Origin of the sequence: Micromonospora acroterricola (genome assembly GCF_003172955.1) — a bacterium.
Classification (GTDB): Bacteria; Actinomycetota; Actinomycetes; order Mycobacteriales; family Micromonosporaceae; genus Micromonospora; species Micromonospora acroterricola.
The window spans coordinates 1-13,986 of the sequence record NZ_QGKR01000112.1 but is presented as its reverse complement, the minus strand read 5'-3'; the positions used below and the strand labels follow the sequence as shown (position 1 = coordinate 13,986).

Genomic DNA, 13,986 nt, shown 5'->3' with positions numbered 1-13,986 from the left:
CGGGTGGTCTGGTGGGGTGTGGGAGCGGTGGCTGAGTCGTTGACGACATCAGCTCCAAAGGGTGTGCCGGGTGCCCCGCCGGGTCGCTGGCGGGGCGCCGTATCGACATTCGTTGCCCGACGGCGGCCTCGGAGGGGTCAGCCTTCCCCGGAGAGGCGTTGCTCGACGAGGACCTGGACGCCGTCGAGGATCCGTTGCAGGCCGAACTGGTACAGCCAGTCCCGGTCGGCCTCGGGGTCGTCGGTGGAGGCGAAGCCGCCGCCGGTGAACGCTGCCATCAGCGCGGGGAACCGCGTTGGATCGATGACGCGGGTGAAGAGCGTCTCGTACGGGTCGGTGTCGTCGGTCGCGGTGGCCGCACCGGCCGCGTGGAACGTCAGGTCGGCAAAGCTGTGGGCCTGGACGAGCAGGATGGCCGCCACCTTCTCGTTCTCGTCGAGCGGCGTCGGGCCCAGTGCGCGGAGCCCGTGATCGAGCCAGCTGAGTTGGTGCGGCGTGGCGGGCGGGCCGAACATCGTCAGCGTCTGCAGGAGCCACGGGTGGCGGCGGAACTTGCGCACGACGGTCCACGACCAGCGTTCCAGGTCCGCCCGCCAGCCCTGGCCCGTGACCAGGTCCGCGGGTGGGGGGCCGACGGCGGCCTCCTGCATGTGCAGGACCAGCTCTTCCTTGCTCCCCACATGCCGGTAGAGCGACATCGTGGTGAACCCGAGGCTCTTGGCGACCCGGCTCATCGACACGGCGCCGAGGCCGTCGGTGTTGGCGATCTCGATGGCGGTGTTGACGATGCGCGTGAGCGACAGCCCCTCCCGTGGTTCAGCGGAGGGCTTGGCCGACCAGACCGCTTCGAGCGGTGACATCGCGCGTTCCATCAGGGCTTGATCCTATACCTGGTGTATGGCATACACTCCGTATATGGCATACACAGTCGAACTTGAATCACTCACGAAGCGGTTCGGCGATGTCGCCGTACTCGATGGTGTTGACCTGCGGGTCGAACGCGGCAGCGTCGCGGCCCTGCTGGGGCCGAACGGCGCCGGCAAGACGACGGCCGTCAAGGTGCTCTCCACGCTGCTGCGCCCGGACGGCGGCCGGGCCGTGGTGGCCGGGCACGACGTCGTCTCCGCGCCGGCGGCGGTCCGCCGCTCGATCAGCCTCACCGGGCAGTACGCGGCCGTCGACGAGATGCTGACCGGCCGGGAGAACCTGATCCTGATGGGCCGGCTGCGCCACCTGACCGGCGCCTCGGCGCGGGCCCGAGCCGACGAGCTGCTCGACCGCTTCGAGTTGACGGCGGCCGGCAGGCGGCGGGTCTCCACCTATTCGGGCGGGATGGCCCGCCGCCTGGACATCGCGCTGAGCCTCGTCGTCGAGCCTCGGGTCCTGTTCCTCGACGAGCCGACCACCGGGCTGGACCCGCGCAGCCGCCGCGACGTCTGGGGCTCGATCGCGGAGCTGGCCGCCGCCGGCGTCACGGTCCTGCTGACCACGCAGTACCTGGAGGAGGCGGACCGGCTGGCGGACCAGATCACCGTGCTGCACGGTGGCCGGGTCGCCGCCGAGGGGACCGCCGAGCAGCTCAAGGCCCGGATCGGCGGTGAGACGGCGCAGCTCTTCCTGGCCGACACCGACGTGCTCGCCAGCGCCCTGATGCTGCTCGCCCGGAATGCGGTAGGCGCCCGGGAGGACGCCGAGACGCTGTCCGTCCACGTCCCCACCGACGGCAGCGCGTCGGCGGTGCGGGACCTGCTCGGCCTGCTGCACGCTGAGGGCGTCGAGGTGCGGCGGCTTGCGTTGCACCGGCCCACCCTCGACGAGGTGTTCCTCGCGCTGACCGAGCAGGCGCCGGCCATGGCGGTGATCCGATGACCGCCCCCGAGCTGACCCGGGTACCCGGCGTGCTCGTCGACGTGAGCGCGCTGGTCGGCCGTGGCCTGCGACGCTCGGTCCGCAGCGTGGACGCTCTCATCACCGCGATCGTGCTGCCGGTGCTGATGCTGCTCGCGTTCGTCTACGTCTTCGGTGGCGCGATCGAGACCGGCACGCGCTATCTGACCTATGTGGTGCCGGGGATCGTGCTGATTTGCGCGGCCTTCGGCTCGGCGTCCACCGGCGTCGGGGTCAACCAGGACATGACGACGGGCATGATCGCCCGCCTCCGTTCGCTGCCGGTCCTCGGCTCGGCGGTGCTGGTCGGGCACATCGTCGCCAGCGTGGCGCGCAACCTGGTCTCGACGGCCATCGTCGTGGCGGTGTCGGTGCTGCTCGGCTTCCGCCCGACGGCCTCGGTGCTCGACTGGGTGGCGCTGCTGGGCGTGCTGGCTCTGCTCATGTCCGGGATCTCCGCCCTGTCGGCCGCGTTCGGCCTGCTGGTGTCGAACGCGGAGGCGGCCGGCGCGTTCTCCTTCGTGGTGCTGTTCCTGCCGTACGTGAGCAGCGCGTTCGTGCCGCCGGAGACGATGCCCGACTTCCTCCAGGGCTTCGCCCGCAACCAGCCGATGACGCCGCTGGTCGAGACGATCCGCGGGCTGCTGGTGGGTGGTCCGGTCAGCGGGTGGGCCCCGGCCGCGCTCGCCTGGGCCGCCGGGTTCCTGGTGGTCGGCGTGGTCGCCTCCGGGGTGCTGTTCCGGCGAAACGGGAGCCGCTGACATGACGGAGCGCTCCTGAGTGACAACAGGGCGTGGCTACCACGCGCACTTCACAGCCACCTCACAGGGCCCCTGGATAAGGTGCCTCCGAGCCAACGTCCGACTCCATCCTGGAGCGGTCGGCTGTCGCACAGGAGTTCCGATGGTCTTCAAGAAGATGTTGAGCGCGTTCGGCGTCGGTGGTCCCAGCGTGGACACCGTGCTGACCAACCCCAACACCCGACCCGGCCTGACCCTCGACGGGCAGGTCAACCTCCTCGGCGGTGACAGCCCGGCGGCCATCGAGCAGGTGGTGATCGGTCTGGTCACCCGGGTCGAGGTCGAGGGACACGACACGGAGTACGCGGGCACCATGGAGTTCCACCGCATGGCGGTCAGCGGCCCGCTCCAGCTCGCGCCCAAGCAGCAGCTCTCCATCCCGTTCCAGCTGCCGGTGCCGTGGGAGACCCCGATCACCGACGTGTACGGCCAGCGCCTGCACGGCATGACGATGGGCCTGCGTACGGAGCTCGCGGTGGCCCGTGCCGTGGACAAGAGCGACCTGGACCAGGTGGCCGTGCACCCGCTGCCGGTGCACGAGCGGATCCTGGAGGCGTTCCAGCGGCTCGGCTTCCGCTTCAAGCACGCGGACCTGGAGCGCGGTCGCATCCGGGGCGTCCAGCAGACGCTGCCGTTCTACCAGGAGATCGAGTTCTTCGCCTCGCCGCAGTACGCGCAGACGATCCGGGAGGTCGAGCTGACCTTCGTGACCAGCCAGCGCGGCGTGGACGTGATCCTGGAGTGCGACAAGCGGGGCGGCTTCCTCAGCGCCGGGCACGACGCGTTCGGCCGCTACCAGGTGTCGCACGCCGACGTCGACCGCGTCGACTGGGCGCAGGTCGTCGACGGCTGGCTGCGCGAGACCACCTCCCGCTACGGCAGCCTGCGCTCCCAGGGCTTCGGGCCGGGCCGCGGCCACGGCCGCGGGCACGGGATGGGCGGCATGGTCGCCGGGGCGGCGCTCGGCGTCGCGGGCGGCATGGTCGCCGGCGAGATGATCGAGGACGCCTTCGAGGGCGACATGGGCGGGGACTTCGGCGGCTTCGACGAGTAGTCGTCCACAAGCCACGGTGGCCTCCGGGAGATTCTCCCGGAGGCCACCGTGCGGTGTGAGACCGCGCCCGGTCAGTGCCGGGCCTTGCGCTCCTCACCGCTGCGCCAGTTGCTGCCGGCCTTGGCCAGGCCTCGGCTACCGAGGTAACCCAGCGTCAGCAGGGTGATCATGAACCAGGCGTTGTCGGCCCGGAAGATGTCCACTCCGGCGGAGTTCCTACCGACCACCTGCGAGGCGCCCAGAACAGCGGCCACCGCGATCAGGTAGATCCAGAACTCGGTGGTCTTGAACGCCTGCTTGGTCTCCGTACCGGGTGCCTGCATGTCGTTCCGACGCCCGTCGTTCATCACCGGCATCTGTCGGGTCTGCGTGTCCTGCATCGAAGCCGGGTTCTGCGGGTCGGACGTCGGCCGGTTCATCGGCCTGGTGGAAGCAGCCTGCGTGCTCATCTGGTCCTCCTCAGGATGCGATGAGTCGTACCTGCATTCCCTCGCCCCGCTACCGCGTTTCGGTCACGGCGCGGTTCGTCTTCACGGCGGGGACGCCCCCCGACTACCCGAGGCCACTGAGCAGGTAACACGACCGCCGGCCGGAAAAATGCCGGCCGGCGGTCGGGCGGTCAGCGCGTCAGCGCAGGCCGTTGCGGATAGCGACACTCACCAGCAGGTCCGGGTCGTCGGTGATGATGCCGTCGACACCGAGGTCGATGACCCGTTGCATCACCCCTGCGTCGTCAACGGTGTACGGGATCACCTTCAGGTCGTACCGGGTCTGGAGGGTGCGTACGTCCGGTCCATGGAAGTACGCCGGGTTCTCCCGCAGGTACCAGTCGGGCGAGGCCACCGTGCCCTGGTGGGGGTCGTGCACCTGCCAGTTCGCCGACACCGTGCCGGCGCCCGCCGCCCGGGTCAGCTTGCCCAGGTCCTGGTACGTCCACCAGTCCAGTCCACCCGTCCACGGGCTCCTGACCGACGGATCGCCGTACACGGCCTCCAGCGAGCACTCGTCGGCGAGGGTGACGCACTCGGCCGGGCCGTACTGCCAGACCAGGCCCACCGTGCCGATTCGCCGGTCGAGCTCTCGCGCGTAGGTGATGGTGCGCCAGTCGAACGACTGGATGGTGGCCCGGCGGGTGAAACCGGCCCCCTGGATCGCGCCGACCAGCTTGCGGGTGAAGCTGCGGTACGGCTCGGTGTCGTTCACCACCGGGCTGATCTTCGTCTCGATGTTCATGCCGATGTCATCGCGGCCACTGGCCTTCACCAGGGCGAAGACCTCGTCCAGGGTGGGAATCCGGGCACCCGGCGCCGGCACCTGCGCGGGCAGCTCGGGCAGCGTCTTCGTGCCGCAGTCCACGGTCTTGAGCTGCGCCAGCGTCAGCTGGTGCACCGGCTTGCCCACGTACGGGAACTGCCGGTCGCCGGGGCGGACCGGGGCGGTGTCGACGCAGTGCGAGCCGTTGACGGTGCGGTCGTGCAGCACCACGAGCTGCCCGTCGGCGGTCACGCCGGTGTCCAGCTCCAGCGTGGAGATCGCCCGGTTGGCGAGCGCGTTGGCGAATGCCGGCAGGGTGTTCTCCGGCCGGGTGGCCCGACCGCCGCGGTGCGCCTGGATGTCGAACGGCGCCGCGTACGCCCTCGGCAGCCGGTAGCCGCGCTGCGCCAGCAGGCCGCGCAGCCGGTCCGGGTAGTCGGTGATGATGCCGTCCACGCCGTCGTCGATGAGCTTGGCCATGGTCGGCAGGTCGTCGACCGTCCACGGGATCACCTTGATGCCGTAGCGGTGCGCCTCGGCGACCATCTCCCGGGTCACGTACGGCTTGTAGCCGGGGTCGGTGACCGTGCCGTTCTGGGGGGAGCCGTGCACGGGGGAGAAGGCGCTGGCGCCGAAGCTGCGGATCGCCCGGATCGGGTCGCCGCCGAAGTCGTCGATGTCCAGCCCGCCGAGCCACGGCGACGCGCCCGCCTGACCGGTCTGGAGGAAGTCGTAGTTGGTCAGGGCGACCAGGGGGAGCTTCGGCTCGACCTGGCGCATCCGCATCAGCGCGCCCCAGTCGAAGCTCTGGACGGTCACCTGCCCGAGCAGCCCGGCGGCGCGGATCTCGGCCGCGGTGACCCGGACGAACTGCTCACGCGGCGCCGTCTCGGCCGGTGCGCCGGCCTCCACCTTGGTCTCGACGTTCAGCTTCACGTCCTTCGCCTGGTACCGGTTGACCAGCGCGAACACCTCACGCAGCAGCGGCATCCGGGCGCCCGGCACGGCGAGCTGGCCGGGCTTGTCCGCCAGCGTCCTCGACCCGCAGTCGAGGGTGCGCACCTGGGCCAGGCTGAGCGTGTTGACGTACTTCCCGACGTACGGGAACTCCGGGTCGCCGGGCGTCACCGGCGTGGTGTCGACGCACTTGGTGCCGGTGACCTTCCGGTCGTGGGTGACCACGGCCTGGCCGTCCTCGGTGATCTGCACGTCCAGTTCCAGGGTGCTCACCCCGAGCTGGAGGGCGTTTCCGAAGGAGGCGAGGGTGTTCTCCACCCGCAGCCCGAGGCCGCCGCGGTGGGCCTGCACGTCGAATGTCCGGTCCGGTCGCGGCTTCGCCTGGGCGGGCACCGCGAGCCCGGTCGTCACCGTCGCGGCCACCAGGGCCGCGACGGCGGTACGGCGTACTGTGCGCACGCTGTCATCCCCTCCTGCCGGCGGGCGTCTCCCACCGGTCGCCGGACAGCATGGACATCGGGGACGGCCGGCAGGCGGCCGGCGGACGGCGCGACGGTGAACCAGGGTGGACGACCTCCCGGTCACGATGGGTTTGGCCGGCCGGTGACCGGGCACGCAGACAGATCCGAGATCTTCTGCGAGGTGATGAACGTGCGTGAGGACGACATGCGGCAGGACGCCGCCCGCCAGGCCGAGGACCGGATCGCTGGCGGCGTGTACGGCGAGGGCGCTCTCGACGAGGTGACGGTGCCCCCTACCGACGTGCAGAGCCAGATCCAGCGCGACGACCCGCTCGACCCGGCGCACGAACGGGTCGACCCGCAGGTGCTGCGGGACGGTGGCCCCACCAGGGGGCAGGGCGCGGTGACCACCACCGGCGGCACCGCCGGCCCGGCGAGCGTGCGTCGCGTCGCCCGGCAGCCCGAGCGGCACCCGGGCAAGGTGGCGCCGACCACCACCGGTGATGCCACCACCGGTGGCCTGGGCACGCCGATGGGCGGCAGCACCAGTGACCAGTCGACCTCCGCCACCGGGCCGGCCAAGTCCATTCGCGACACGTCCAGCGACTGACCGGGAGCGCGAGCCCGCCCCCACCGACCGGCGATCGGTGGGGGCGGCGCGGCCTTCGGGTCAGTGGCCGGGGCGCAGGATGCCGAGGCGTTGGGTGGCGCGGGTGAGCGCGACGTACAGGTCGCTGCGCCCGCGCGGCGACTCCGCCACCATCCGCTCCGGGTCGACCACCAGCACCGAGTCGAACTCCAGGCCCTTGGCCTGCGCGACGGTCAGCACCACCACGCGGCTCTCCAGCTCCGGATGCTCGCCCACGGCGGCCTCCGGCAGCGCGGCGACCACCGCCGCGCCCAGCGCGTCGACCCGGCCGGCCGGCACGATCACGCCGAGCCGCCCGTCGACCAGCCCGGCCGCCTCCCGGGTGGCCGCCTCCACCAGCTCCGCCGCCAACCGCCCGTCGGGCACCGTCCGGTCCCACGGCGGTACGCCGCTCTCCCGCACCGAGCGCGGCGGCCGCAGCTCCGGGTCGATCTCGGCCAGCACGTCGGCGGCGACCGCCATGATCTCGGCCGGCGTGCGGTAGCTGACCGTCAGCTCGGTCAACCGCCACCGCTGCGCTACGTACGGGGCGAGGGCGTCCGCCCAGGAGGGCGTGCCGGAGAGCGCGCCGGTCTGCGCCACGTCGCCGACGATCGTCATCGACCGGCTCGGGCAGCGGCGCATCAGCAGCCGCCAGGCCATCGGGGAGAGCTCCTGCGCCTCGTCCACGATCACGTGGCCGAACGCCCAGGTCCGGTCGGCGGCGGCACGCTGGGCGGTGGTCAGCCGATCGGACTCCTCCTGCCGTTCCAGCAGCCGGTCCGCGTCGATGAGGTCGGTCACGCCGAGGATCTCACCGCCGTCGGCCTCGTCCTCGACGTCGATCGAGCGGGAACCCCGCGCGATCTCCAGCACGCCCTCGGCGTACTCCCGTTCCAGCCTGCGGATCCGCTCGCGGCGGGCGGCGGCGGCGCGCTCGTCCTCGCCGAGCAGCTCGGCGGCCTCGTCGAGCAGCGGTACGTCGGCCGGCGTCCAACCACCCGGCTCGCGGTGCAGCATCGCCCGCTCGTCGTCGGTGAGCATCGGGGCAGCGGTGGCGATCCGGGCCGGGTCGGCGTACAGGTCGCCGAGCAGGCGTTGCGGGGTGAGCACGGGCCAGAGCCGGTCGAGGGTGGCCCGGATCTCCGGTTCGTCGCGCAGCTCCCGGCGGATCTCGGCCCGGTCGGCCTCGTCGAGCAGGTTGTCCCCGCCCAGCGGGTCGGCGCCGATCCGTTCGGCCACCTGGTCGGCGAGGGCGTGCACGATCTCCACGTCGAAGAGCGCGCGGGCCAGGTTGTGTGGCCGGTCGGTGCGGAGCACCCGGTCCCGGGCGAAGCGCACGGTCTCCGGGTCGAGGGTCAGCGCCTCCCGTTCCACCTCGATCTCCAGCGGCTCGTCCGGCACCCATTGCCGGTCGCGCACGGCCAGCGCCAGCACCTCGGCCAGCACCGCCCGGCCCTTGAGCGCGGCGGTCTCGGCGGGCTCGGCGCGCTGGGCGCTCACGCCGGGGAAGAGGTCGCCCTGGGTACGCAGCAGCACGCCCGTCTCGGCCAGCGTGGGCAGCACCTGGGAGATGTAGCGCAGGAAGGTCGCGTTCGGGCCGACCAGCAGCACGCCCTTGCTCGACAGCTCCCGCCGGTGCGTGTAGAGCAGGTACGCGGCCCGGTGCAACGCGACCGCCGTCTTGCCGGTGCCCGGACCGCCCTGCACCACCATCACCCCGGGCAGGTCGGCGCGGATGATCCGGTCCTGCTCGGCCTGGATGGTCTCCACGATGTCGCGCATCCGGCCGGTCCGGCCGGCGTTGAGCGCGGCGAGCAGGGACGCCTCTCCGGTCAGCTCCTCGTGGGCGTCCGGGGCGGCGCTGTCGATGTCGAGCACCTCGTCGTTGAGCCCGGTCACCTTGCGCTGGCGGGTACGCAGGTGCCGGCGGCGACGCACGCCCTGCGGGTTGGCGGCGGTGGCGAGGTAGAACGGGCGGGCGGCGGGTGCCCGCCAGTCCATCAGCAACGGGTCGTAGTCGCCGCTGGTGTCGAAGATCCCGATTCGGCCGATGTAGTGCCGGCTGTCGTCATCACCGTCGAGCCGGCCGAAGCAGAGGCCGTTCTCCACGGCGGAGAACTGCTCGACCTGCTCGGCGTACATCCGTACCGAGCTGTCGCGCTGGGAGCGGTCCTGCAGGGTGCCGCCGGTGCTGCGCAGCTCGCCGGCGAGCCGGTCGGCGGCCTGCTCACGCAGCCCGTCCAGCCGGTCGTAGAGCATCGAGACGTACTCCTGCTCGCGGCCGATCTCGTCGTCGAGCGGCAATTCGCCGGAACCGCCGGAGTGCCTTGACAAGCCGTCTCCCTAAAGATTAGAATCTCTTGCAGGAACGGCTTTTGAGCCGTTCTTTTTTGTGCCCTCGAATTGTTGAAGATAGCGCGTCCCGCCGGTCCCGACCAAGCCGGCCGGGTCGACGCGCCCGGTGATCGCGAGGTGGCGGATGATCCTGCGGACCGGGCAACGGCTGGTCTTCATCGGCGACAGCATCACCGACTGCGGCCGGCGGGACACCGCCGCGCCCTACGGCGCCGGCTACGTCAGCCTGGTCCGCGCCCTGGTCGGCGCCCGCCACCCCGAGCTGGACGTGGAGTGGGTCAACCGGGGCGTCAGCGGCGACACCGTCCGACACCTCGCCGCCCGCTGGGAGGACGACGCCATCGCCGAGCACCCGGACTGGCTCTCGGTGATGATCGGCATCAACGACATCTGGCGGCGCTACGGCGACCGGCCGGACGAGGCCGTCCCGATCGACGAGTACGAGCACACCCTGCGGGACCTGCTCCGGCGTGCCGTGGACGCCACCGGCTGCCGGCTGATCCTCGGCGACCCGTTCCTGATCGAGGCGGACCGCGGCGACCCGCAGCGCGCCGACACCGACCGGTACGCCGCCGTGGTGGCCGCGCTGGCCGCCGAGTTCGACGCGGTGCACGTTCCCACCCAGGCGGCGTTCGACCGGGTGCTCGCGGTCAGCCCGGCGAAGCGCTGGGCCGACGACCGGGTGCATCCGCACCTGCCCGGCCACGCGGTGCTCGCCGACGCGTTCCTCACCGCCCTCGGCGCGACCGCCGCTGTCTGACCGGCTTGGCTGCGCCGGATACGACGGCGCGCCGGGCCGACCGATGGTCGACCCGGCGCGACAACACCGAGAGATCAGCCGCGAGCAGCCTGGTAGAGCCGCTCCGGGGTGACCGCGCCGGCGAGCACCCGGCCGTCGTCGGTGACCAGCACACTGAACAGCTTGCCCGTGAGCAGGCGACCGCTGCCCCAGTCACCGCTGACCGCCGTCAGCCCGCCGAGCAGCTTCGACACGTCCGCGTCCGGAGCACCGGCCGGCTTGCCGTCGGCCGGCTTGCCCGCGGTGGCCCCGTCGAGGCGGGCGACCAGCACCGTGGTCCAGCCCTCGCCCACGGCGCGTACCTGCGGATCACCGGTCGGGGCGGAGTGGTCGGGCCGGCCCGCGGGCGACCGCTTGGCCGACTCCTCGGAGACGGTCACCCCGGGCGGCGGGTTGAACGTGAACTGGTCGGCGTCCGGTCGCCGGTAGTCGACCTGGGTGAAGGCCACCTCGACCGCCGGCTGGTCACTGCCCTTGGCGAGCACCTCGAAGCGCAGCGGCACGTGCTGCTCGGCGTCGATGGCGATCCGCAGCTGGTGCACCAGCGACTCGCGGTCGCGCGGCTGGAGCACCAGCTCGTACGCGTCCCGGCCGGCGACCGTGGCCGAACGGCCGACGCTGACCTCGGTGCTCGGGTCGATCGCGCGCAACGCCAGGTCGGCCGCCTCCTGCGGGGTGGCCGGCATGCTCGGCGCCGCCTCGGGCGCCGGCTTCTCCGCCGCCCCGGCGTCACCCAGGGTGTGGTGGCTGGCGGTGTTGGTGCGGCTCTCCCACGTCCACAGGTCCCGGCCGTTGCGGATGACGTCCCGCTCGCCGAGGGTGTCCAGGAGCGCGACGCGCTGCCGCTCCGGGCCGGAGTACCAGACCCGCAGGGTGTGCGTGCCGGTCAACAGGGTGGTCAGGTCGTTGCCGGGGACCAGCCCGACCAGCGGCGGCAGGCCGAGGTCGGCCCGCTGCACGACCGTGCCGGACAGCCCCTCCAGTCGGGAGGTCTGCAGGTCGACAAGGAGCTGGGCGGCGGTACGCGGCGGCAGGCTCGGCTCGGCTTCGGCCGCGAATGTGCCGACCGCCGCACCGCCGCCGATGACGGCGACGGCGGCGGTCGCCGGGACCAGCCAGCGCAGGACGGGACGACTTCTCAGAACGGACATGTGGGCACCTCCTGCGACCATCCTGCCCGGTCGGCGCTGTGAACACGCTGAGGACGCCGATCCGCCGGGATTGACCCAGGTGGCACCCTTGACCCGTGCGGTTGCTGGTGGTGGAGGACGAGGCCCGGTTGGCGGCTGCGCTGCAACGCGGACTTCAGGCGGAGGGGTTCGCCGTGGACGTGGCGGCGACCGGCCCCGCCGGGTGGGACGCCGCACGGCACGGCGGGTACGACGCCATGATCCTCGACGTCATGTTGCCCGGCCTCTCCGGCTACGAGCTGGTCCGGCGCCTGCGCGCCGAGCAGCACTGGCTGCCGGTGCTGATGCTCTCCGCCAAGGACGGCGAGTACGACCAGGCCGACGGGCTGGACTGCGGCGCCGACGACTATCTCACCAAGCCCTTCTCGTACGTCGTGCTGCTGGCTCGCCTGCGGGCGCTGCTGCGCCGGGGCGCCCCGGAACGCCCGGCGGTGCTGGCGGTCGGCGACCTGCGGCTGGACCCGGCCCGGCGGCGGGTGACCCGGGCGGACGCCGAGGTGGCGCTGACCGCGCGGGAGTTCGCGTTGCTGGACTACCTGATGCGCCGGCCCGGCCAGGTGGTCTCCAAGGTCGAGTTGCTGGACCACGTCTGGGACGCGAGCGTGGAGACGGCGCCGAACGCGGTCGAGGTGTACGTCGGCTACCTGCGTCGCAAGCTCGGCAGGGACCGATTGGAGACGGTCCGGGGCGCCGGCTACCGGCTGGCGACGTGAGCACCGATGTGCCGGCCGACCTGACGACCGGCGTGCCGCCCGCCACCGCAGCCACCGCGGCGACCGCCGCCGGGCCGGTCGGCGCGGCCGGTCGGTCGCGCGCCGGCCGGCCCTGGCGCAACCGGCTGCCGGTGCTCGGGCTGCGCGGCCGGCTCATGGCGATCGGGGTGTTCGGCCTCACCGTGGGGCTCGCCCTGGGCGGGGTGGTGTTGCTCGGCGCGCTCGGCTACGTGCTCCAGCGCACGGTGGACACCGAGGCGTTCCGGACCGCGGACGCGGTCGCTCTGCTCGCCGCCGAGGACGCGCTGCCCGACCCGTTGCCGGTGGCGGGCGGTCAGGTCCGCGTCCAGGTGATCGACGCCCAGGGGAGGATCCGGGCCGCCTCGATCGACGCGGACCGGCTGGTCCCGATGGTCCGCCCCGAGCGGCTGGACCGCGACCGCCGGCAACGCCTGGAGGTGCCGGCGGAGCGGGTCGGGCTCGTCGGTCCGGTCCGGGTGGTCGCCGTGCCCGCCGGCACCGCGGCCGATCCGCTCACCGTGCTGGTCGCCCGCTCGATGGCCGACGTGCGGCACAGCACGCACGTGGCCCGGACGATCCTGCTGGTGGCGTTCCCGCTGCTGGTGGCGGTGCTGGCCGGCGTGGCGTGGCGGGTGGTGGGCGCGACCCTGCGGCCGGTGGAGGCGCTGCGCCGGGGCGCCGAGGAGATCACCGGACGGGCCGGCACGGGGCGTCTGCCGGTGCCCGCCTCGGCCGACGAGATCCATCGGTTGGCGGTCACCCTCAACGGGATGTTGGGCCGGTTGGAGTCCGGCCGCGCCCGGCAGCGGGCGTTCGTCTCCGATGCGGCACACGAGCTGCGCAGCCCGCTGACCAACATCCGGACCGAGCTGGAGGTGGCCCAGCGCCTCGCCGAGAGGACGGACTGGACGGCGGTGACCGCGAACCTGCTCGCCGACACCGACCGGCTGAGCCGGCTGGTCGACGACCTGCTGCTGCTGGCCCGCCTCGACGAGACGCCACCGGCCCGGGGGACCGGGCCGGTGGAGCTGGGCGCGCTCCTGACCGAGGTCGCCGCCCGCTACCCGTCGCCGCCGGTGCGGGTGGCGCCGCCGCCGGGCCCGCTCTGGACCGGCGGGAACGCCGACGAGCTGCGCCGGGTGCTGGCCAACCTCGTCGACAACGCGGTCCGGCACGCGTACGGCAGTGTCGTGCTCACGGCCGAGGCGGCACCGGACCGGCAGCGGGACGGGGCGTACCACCTGGTGACGGTGACCGACGACGGCCCGGGGATCCCGGTGGCCGACCGGGAGCGGGTCTTCGGCCGGTTCACCCGGCTGGACGACGGGCGGGGTCGCGACGACGGCGGCGCCGGTCTGGGCCTGGCCATCGTGTGGGAGCTGGTCCGCCGGGCCGGCGGCAGCATCAGCCTCGCCGACCCGGAGGACCGCCCGGGGCTCCGGGTGCGTCTGCTGCTGCCGGCGTTGCCGACCGAGGGCCAGGAACCGACAGCTGATGCAGAGGGCCCGCAGGGGATGTGGCCAGCAGGCTGATGCGTCACCGTGCCGGGGCCCTGCGGCCGTTGCAGGTTCAGCGGCGGCGGGTGCAGACCTGGTCGGCGCTGGCGACGGTGTCGGTGGACCAGACGACGGCCACCGTGAAGCAGTAGTCGTTGGCGCGGTTCAGCGCGTAGACGACGAAGCTGGTGGCGCCGGCGGGCAGCGTGGCGATGGCGTTCTTGCCCTGCCCGGCGCGGCCCGCGGAGACGATGACCGGCCCCTCGCCGCCAGCCGGGTACGTCCAGCGCAGGGCGATGTTGTCCCGGTTGTCGCGCAGGGTCACCGCGCCCGGCGGGGTGCCCGGTGCGGCCGCGGGCGGCGCGGCC

The 13,986-nt window shown here is 72.8% G+C and carries 12 protein-coding genes and 1 pseudogene; 7 read left to right on the top strand and 6 right to left on the bottom strand.

Annotated elements, in window-relative coordinates; all coding sequences use genetic code 11:
• Positions 1–137: 137 nt before the first annotated feature.
• Entirely contained in the window at positions 138–872 is a 735-nt protein-coding gene (locus tag DKT68_RS03705) for a TetR/AcrR family transcriptional regulator (protein ID WP_109816023.1), read from the bottom strand.
• A 43-nt stretch (positions 873–915) separates the two neighbouring features.
• Between DKT68_RS03705 and DKT68_RS03700 the strand changes: the two genes are divergently transcribed.
• From DKT68_RS03700 to DKT68_RS03690, 3 genes are all read left to right on the top strand, one after another.
• Positions 916–1,869, top strand: a complete 954-nt coding sequence (locus DKT68_RS03700; protein ID WP_109816022.1) for an ATP-binding cassette domain-containing protein — start codon at positions 916–918, stop codon at positions 1,867–1,869.
• Positions 1,866–2,648: an ABC transporter permease gene (locus tag DKT68_RS03695; RefSeq protein WP_109816021.1), complete on the top strand. Its 783-nt coding sequence runs from the start codon at positions 1,866–1,868 to the stop codon at positions 2,646–2,648. Before DKT68_RS03700 ends, DKT68_RS03695 begins: the two co-directional genes overlap by 4 nt.
• A 142-nt stretch (positions 2,649–2,790) precedes the next feature.
• Entirely contained in the window at positions 2,791–3,741 is a 951-nt protein-coding gene (locus tag DKT68_RS03690; RefSeq protein WP_109816020.1) for a sporulation protein, read from the top strand.
• A gap of 71 nt (positions 3,742–3,812) precedes the next feature.
• On the opposite strand, the gene DKT68_RS03685 is transcribed toward DKT68_RS03690, so the two are convergent.
• Positions 3,813–4,097, bottom strand: coding sequence for a hypothetical protein (locus DKT68_RS03685; protein WP_407940689.1), 285 nt, complete (start codon positions 4,095–4,097; stop codon positions 3,813–3,815).
• 271 nt (positions 4,098–4,368) lie between these two features.
• A complete protein-coding gene (locus DKT68_RS03675; RefSeq protein WP_109816018.1) occupies positions 4,369–6,411 on the bottom strand; it encodes a glycerophosphodiester phosphodiesterase family protein in 2,043 nt (680 codons plus the stop codon).
• Positions 6,412–6,603: 192 nt separating this feature from the next.
• On the opposite strand from DKT68_RS03675, the gene DKT68_RS03670 reads away from it, so the two are divergent.
• Positions 6,604–7,023: a hypothetical protein gene (locus DKT68_RS03670; protein ID WP_109816025.1), complete on the top strand. Its 420-nt coding sequence runs from the start codon at positions 6,604–6,606 to the stop codon at positions 7,021–7,023.
• Between the two features lie 60 nt (positions 7,024–7,083).
• On the opposite strand, the gene DKT68_RS03665 is transcribed toward DKT68_RS03670, so the two are convergent.
• Entirely contained in the window at positions 7,084–9,378 is a 2,295-nt protein-coding gene (locus tag DKT68_RS03665) for a HelD family protein (RefSeq protein WP_109816017.1), read from the bottom strand.
• 145 nt (positions 9,379–9,523) lie between these two features.
• Between DKT68_RS03665 and DKT68_RS03660 the strand changes: the two genes are divergently transcribed.
• The gene (locus DKT68_RS03660; RefSeq protein ID WP_109816016.1) at positions 9,524–10,159 is read left to right on the top strand and encodes an SGNH/GDSL hydrolase family protein; all 636 of its coding nucleotides are present in this window, start codon (positions 9,524–9,526) and stop codon (positions 10,157–10,159) included.
• 74 nt (positions 10,160–10,233) lie between these two features.
• Here the strand turns inward: DKT68_RS03660 and DKT68_RS03655 are convergent, their stop codons facing one another.
• A complete protein-coding gene (locus DKT68_RS03655) occupies positions 10,234–11,349 on the bottom strand; it encodes a LolA family protein (RefSeq protein WP_109816015.1) in 1,116 nt (371 codons plus the stop codon).
• 95 nt (positions 11,350–11,444) lie between these two features.
• Here DKT68_RS03655 and DKT68_RS03650 point away from each other — a divergent pair, with 95 nt between their 5' ends.
• Together DKT68_RS03650 and DKT68_RS03645 are read left to right on the top strand one after the other, a co-directional pair.
• Entirely contained in the window at positions 11,445–12,101 is a 657-nt protein-coding gene (locus DKT68_RS03650) for a response regulator transcription factor (RefSeq protein ID WP_109816014.1), read from the top strand.
• A 155-nt stretch (positions 12,102–12,256) separates the two neighbouring features.
• A complete protein-coding gene (locus DKT68_RS03645; RefSeq protein ID WP_109816024.1) occupies positions 12,257–13,654 on the top strand; it encodes an ATP-binding protein in 1,398 nt (465 codons plus the stop codon).
• Between the two features lie 37 nt (positions 13,655–13,691).
• Here the strand turns inward: DKT68_RS03645 and DKT68_RS03640 are convergent.
• Positions 13,692–13,986, bottom strand: a pseudogene (locus DKT68_RS03640) (tetratricopeptide repeat protein); the annotation flags it as partial.

Coding starts and splice junctions, on each gene's coding strand:
- DKT68_RS03705 (WP_109816023.1), bottom strand. CDS start 872: ATGGAACGCGCGATGTCACCGCTCGAAGCGGTCTGGTCGGCCAAGCCC.
- DKT68_RS03700 (WP_109816022.1), top strand. CDS start 916: ATGGCATACACAGTCGAACTTGAATCACTCACGAAGCGGTTCGGCGAT.
- DKT68_RS03685 (WP_407940689.1), bottom strand. CDS start 4,097: ATGCCGGTGATGAACGACGGGCGTCGGAACGACATGCAGGCACCCGGT.
- DKT68_RS03695 (WP_109816021.1), top strand. CDS start 1,866: ATGACCGCCCCCGAGCTGACCCGGGTACCCGGCGTGCTCGTCGACGTG.
- DKT68_RS03645 (WP_109816024.1), top strand. CDS start 12,257: ATGGCGATCGGGGTGTTCGGCCTCACCGTGGGGCTCGCCCTGGGCGGG.
- DKT68_RS03660 (WP_109816016.1), top strand. CDS start 9,524: ATGATCCTGCGGACCGGGCAACGGCTGGTCTTCATCGGCGACAGCATC.
- DKT68_RS03690 (WP_109816020.1), top strand. CDS start 2,791: ATGGTCTTCAAGAAGATGTTGAGCGCGTTCGGCGTCGGTGGTCCCAGC.
- DKT68_RS03655 (WP_109816015.1), bottom strand. CDS start 11,349: ATGTCCGTTCTGAGAAGTCGTCCCGTCCTGCGCTGGCTGGTCCCGGCG.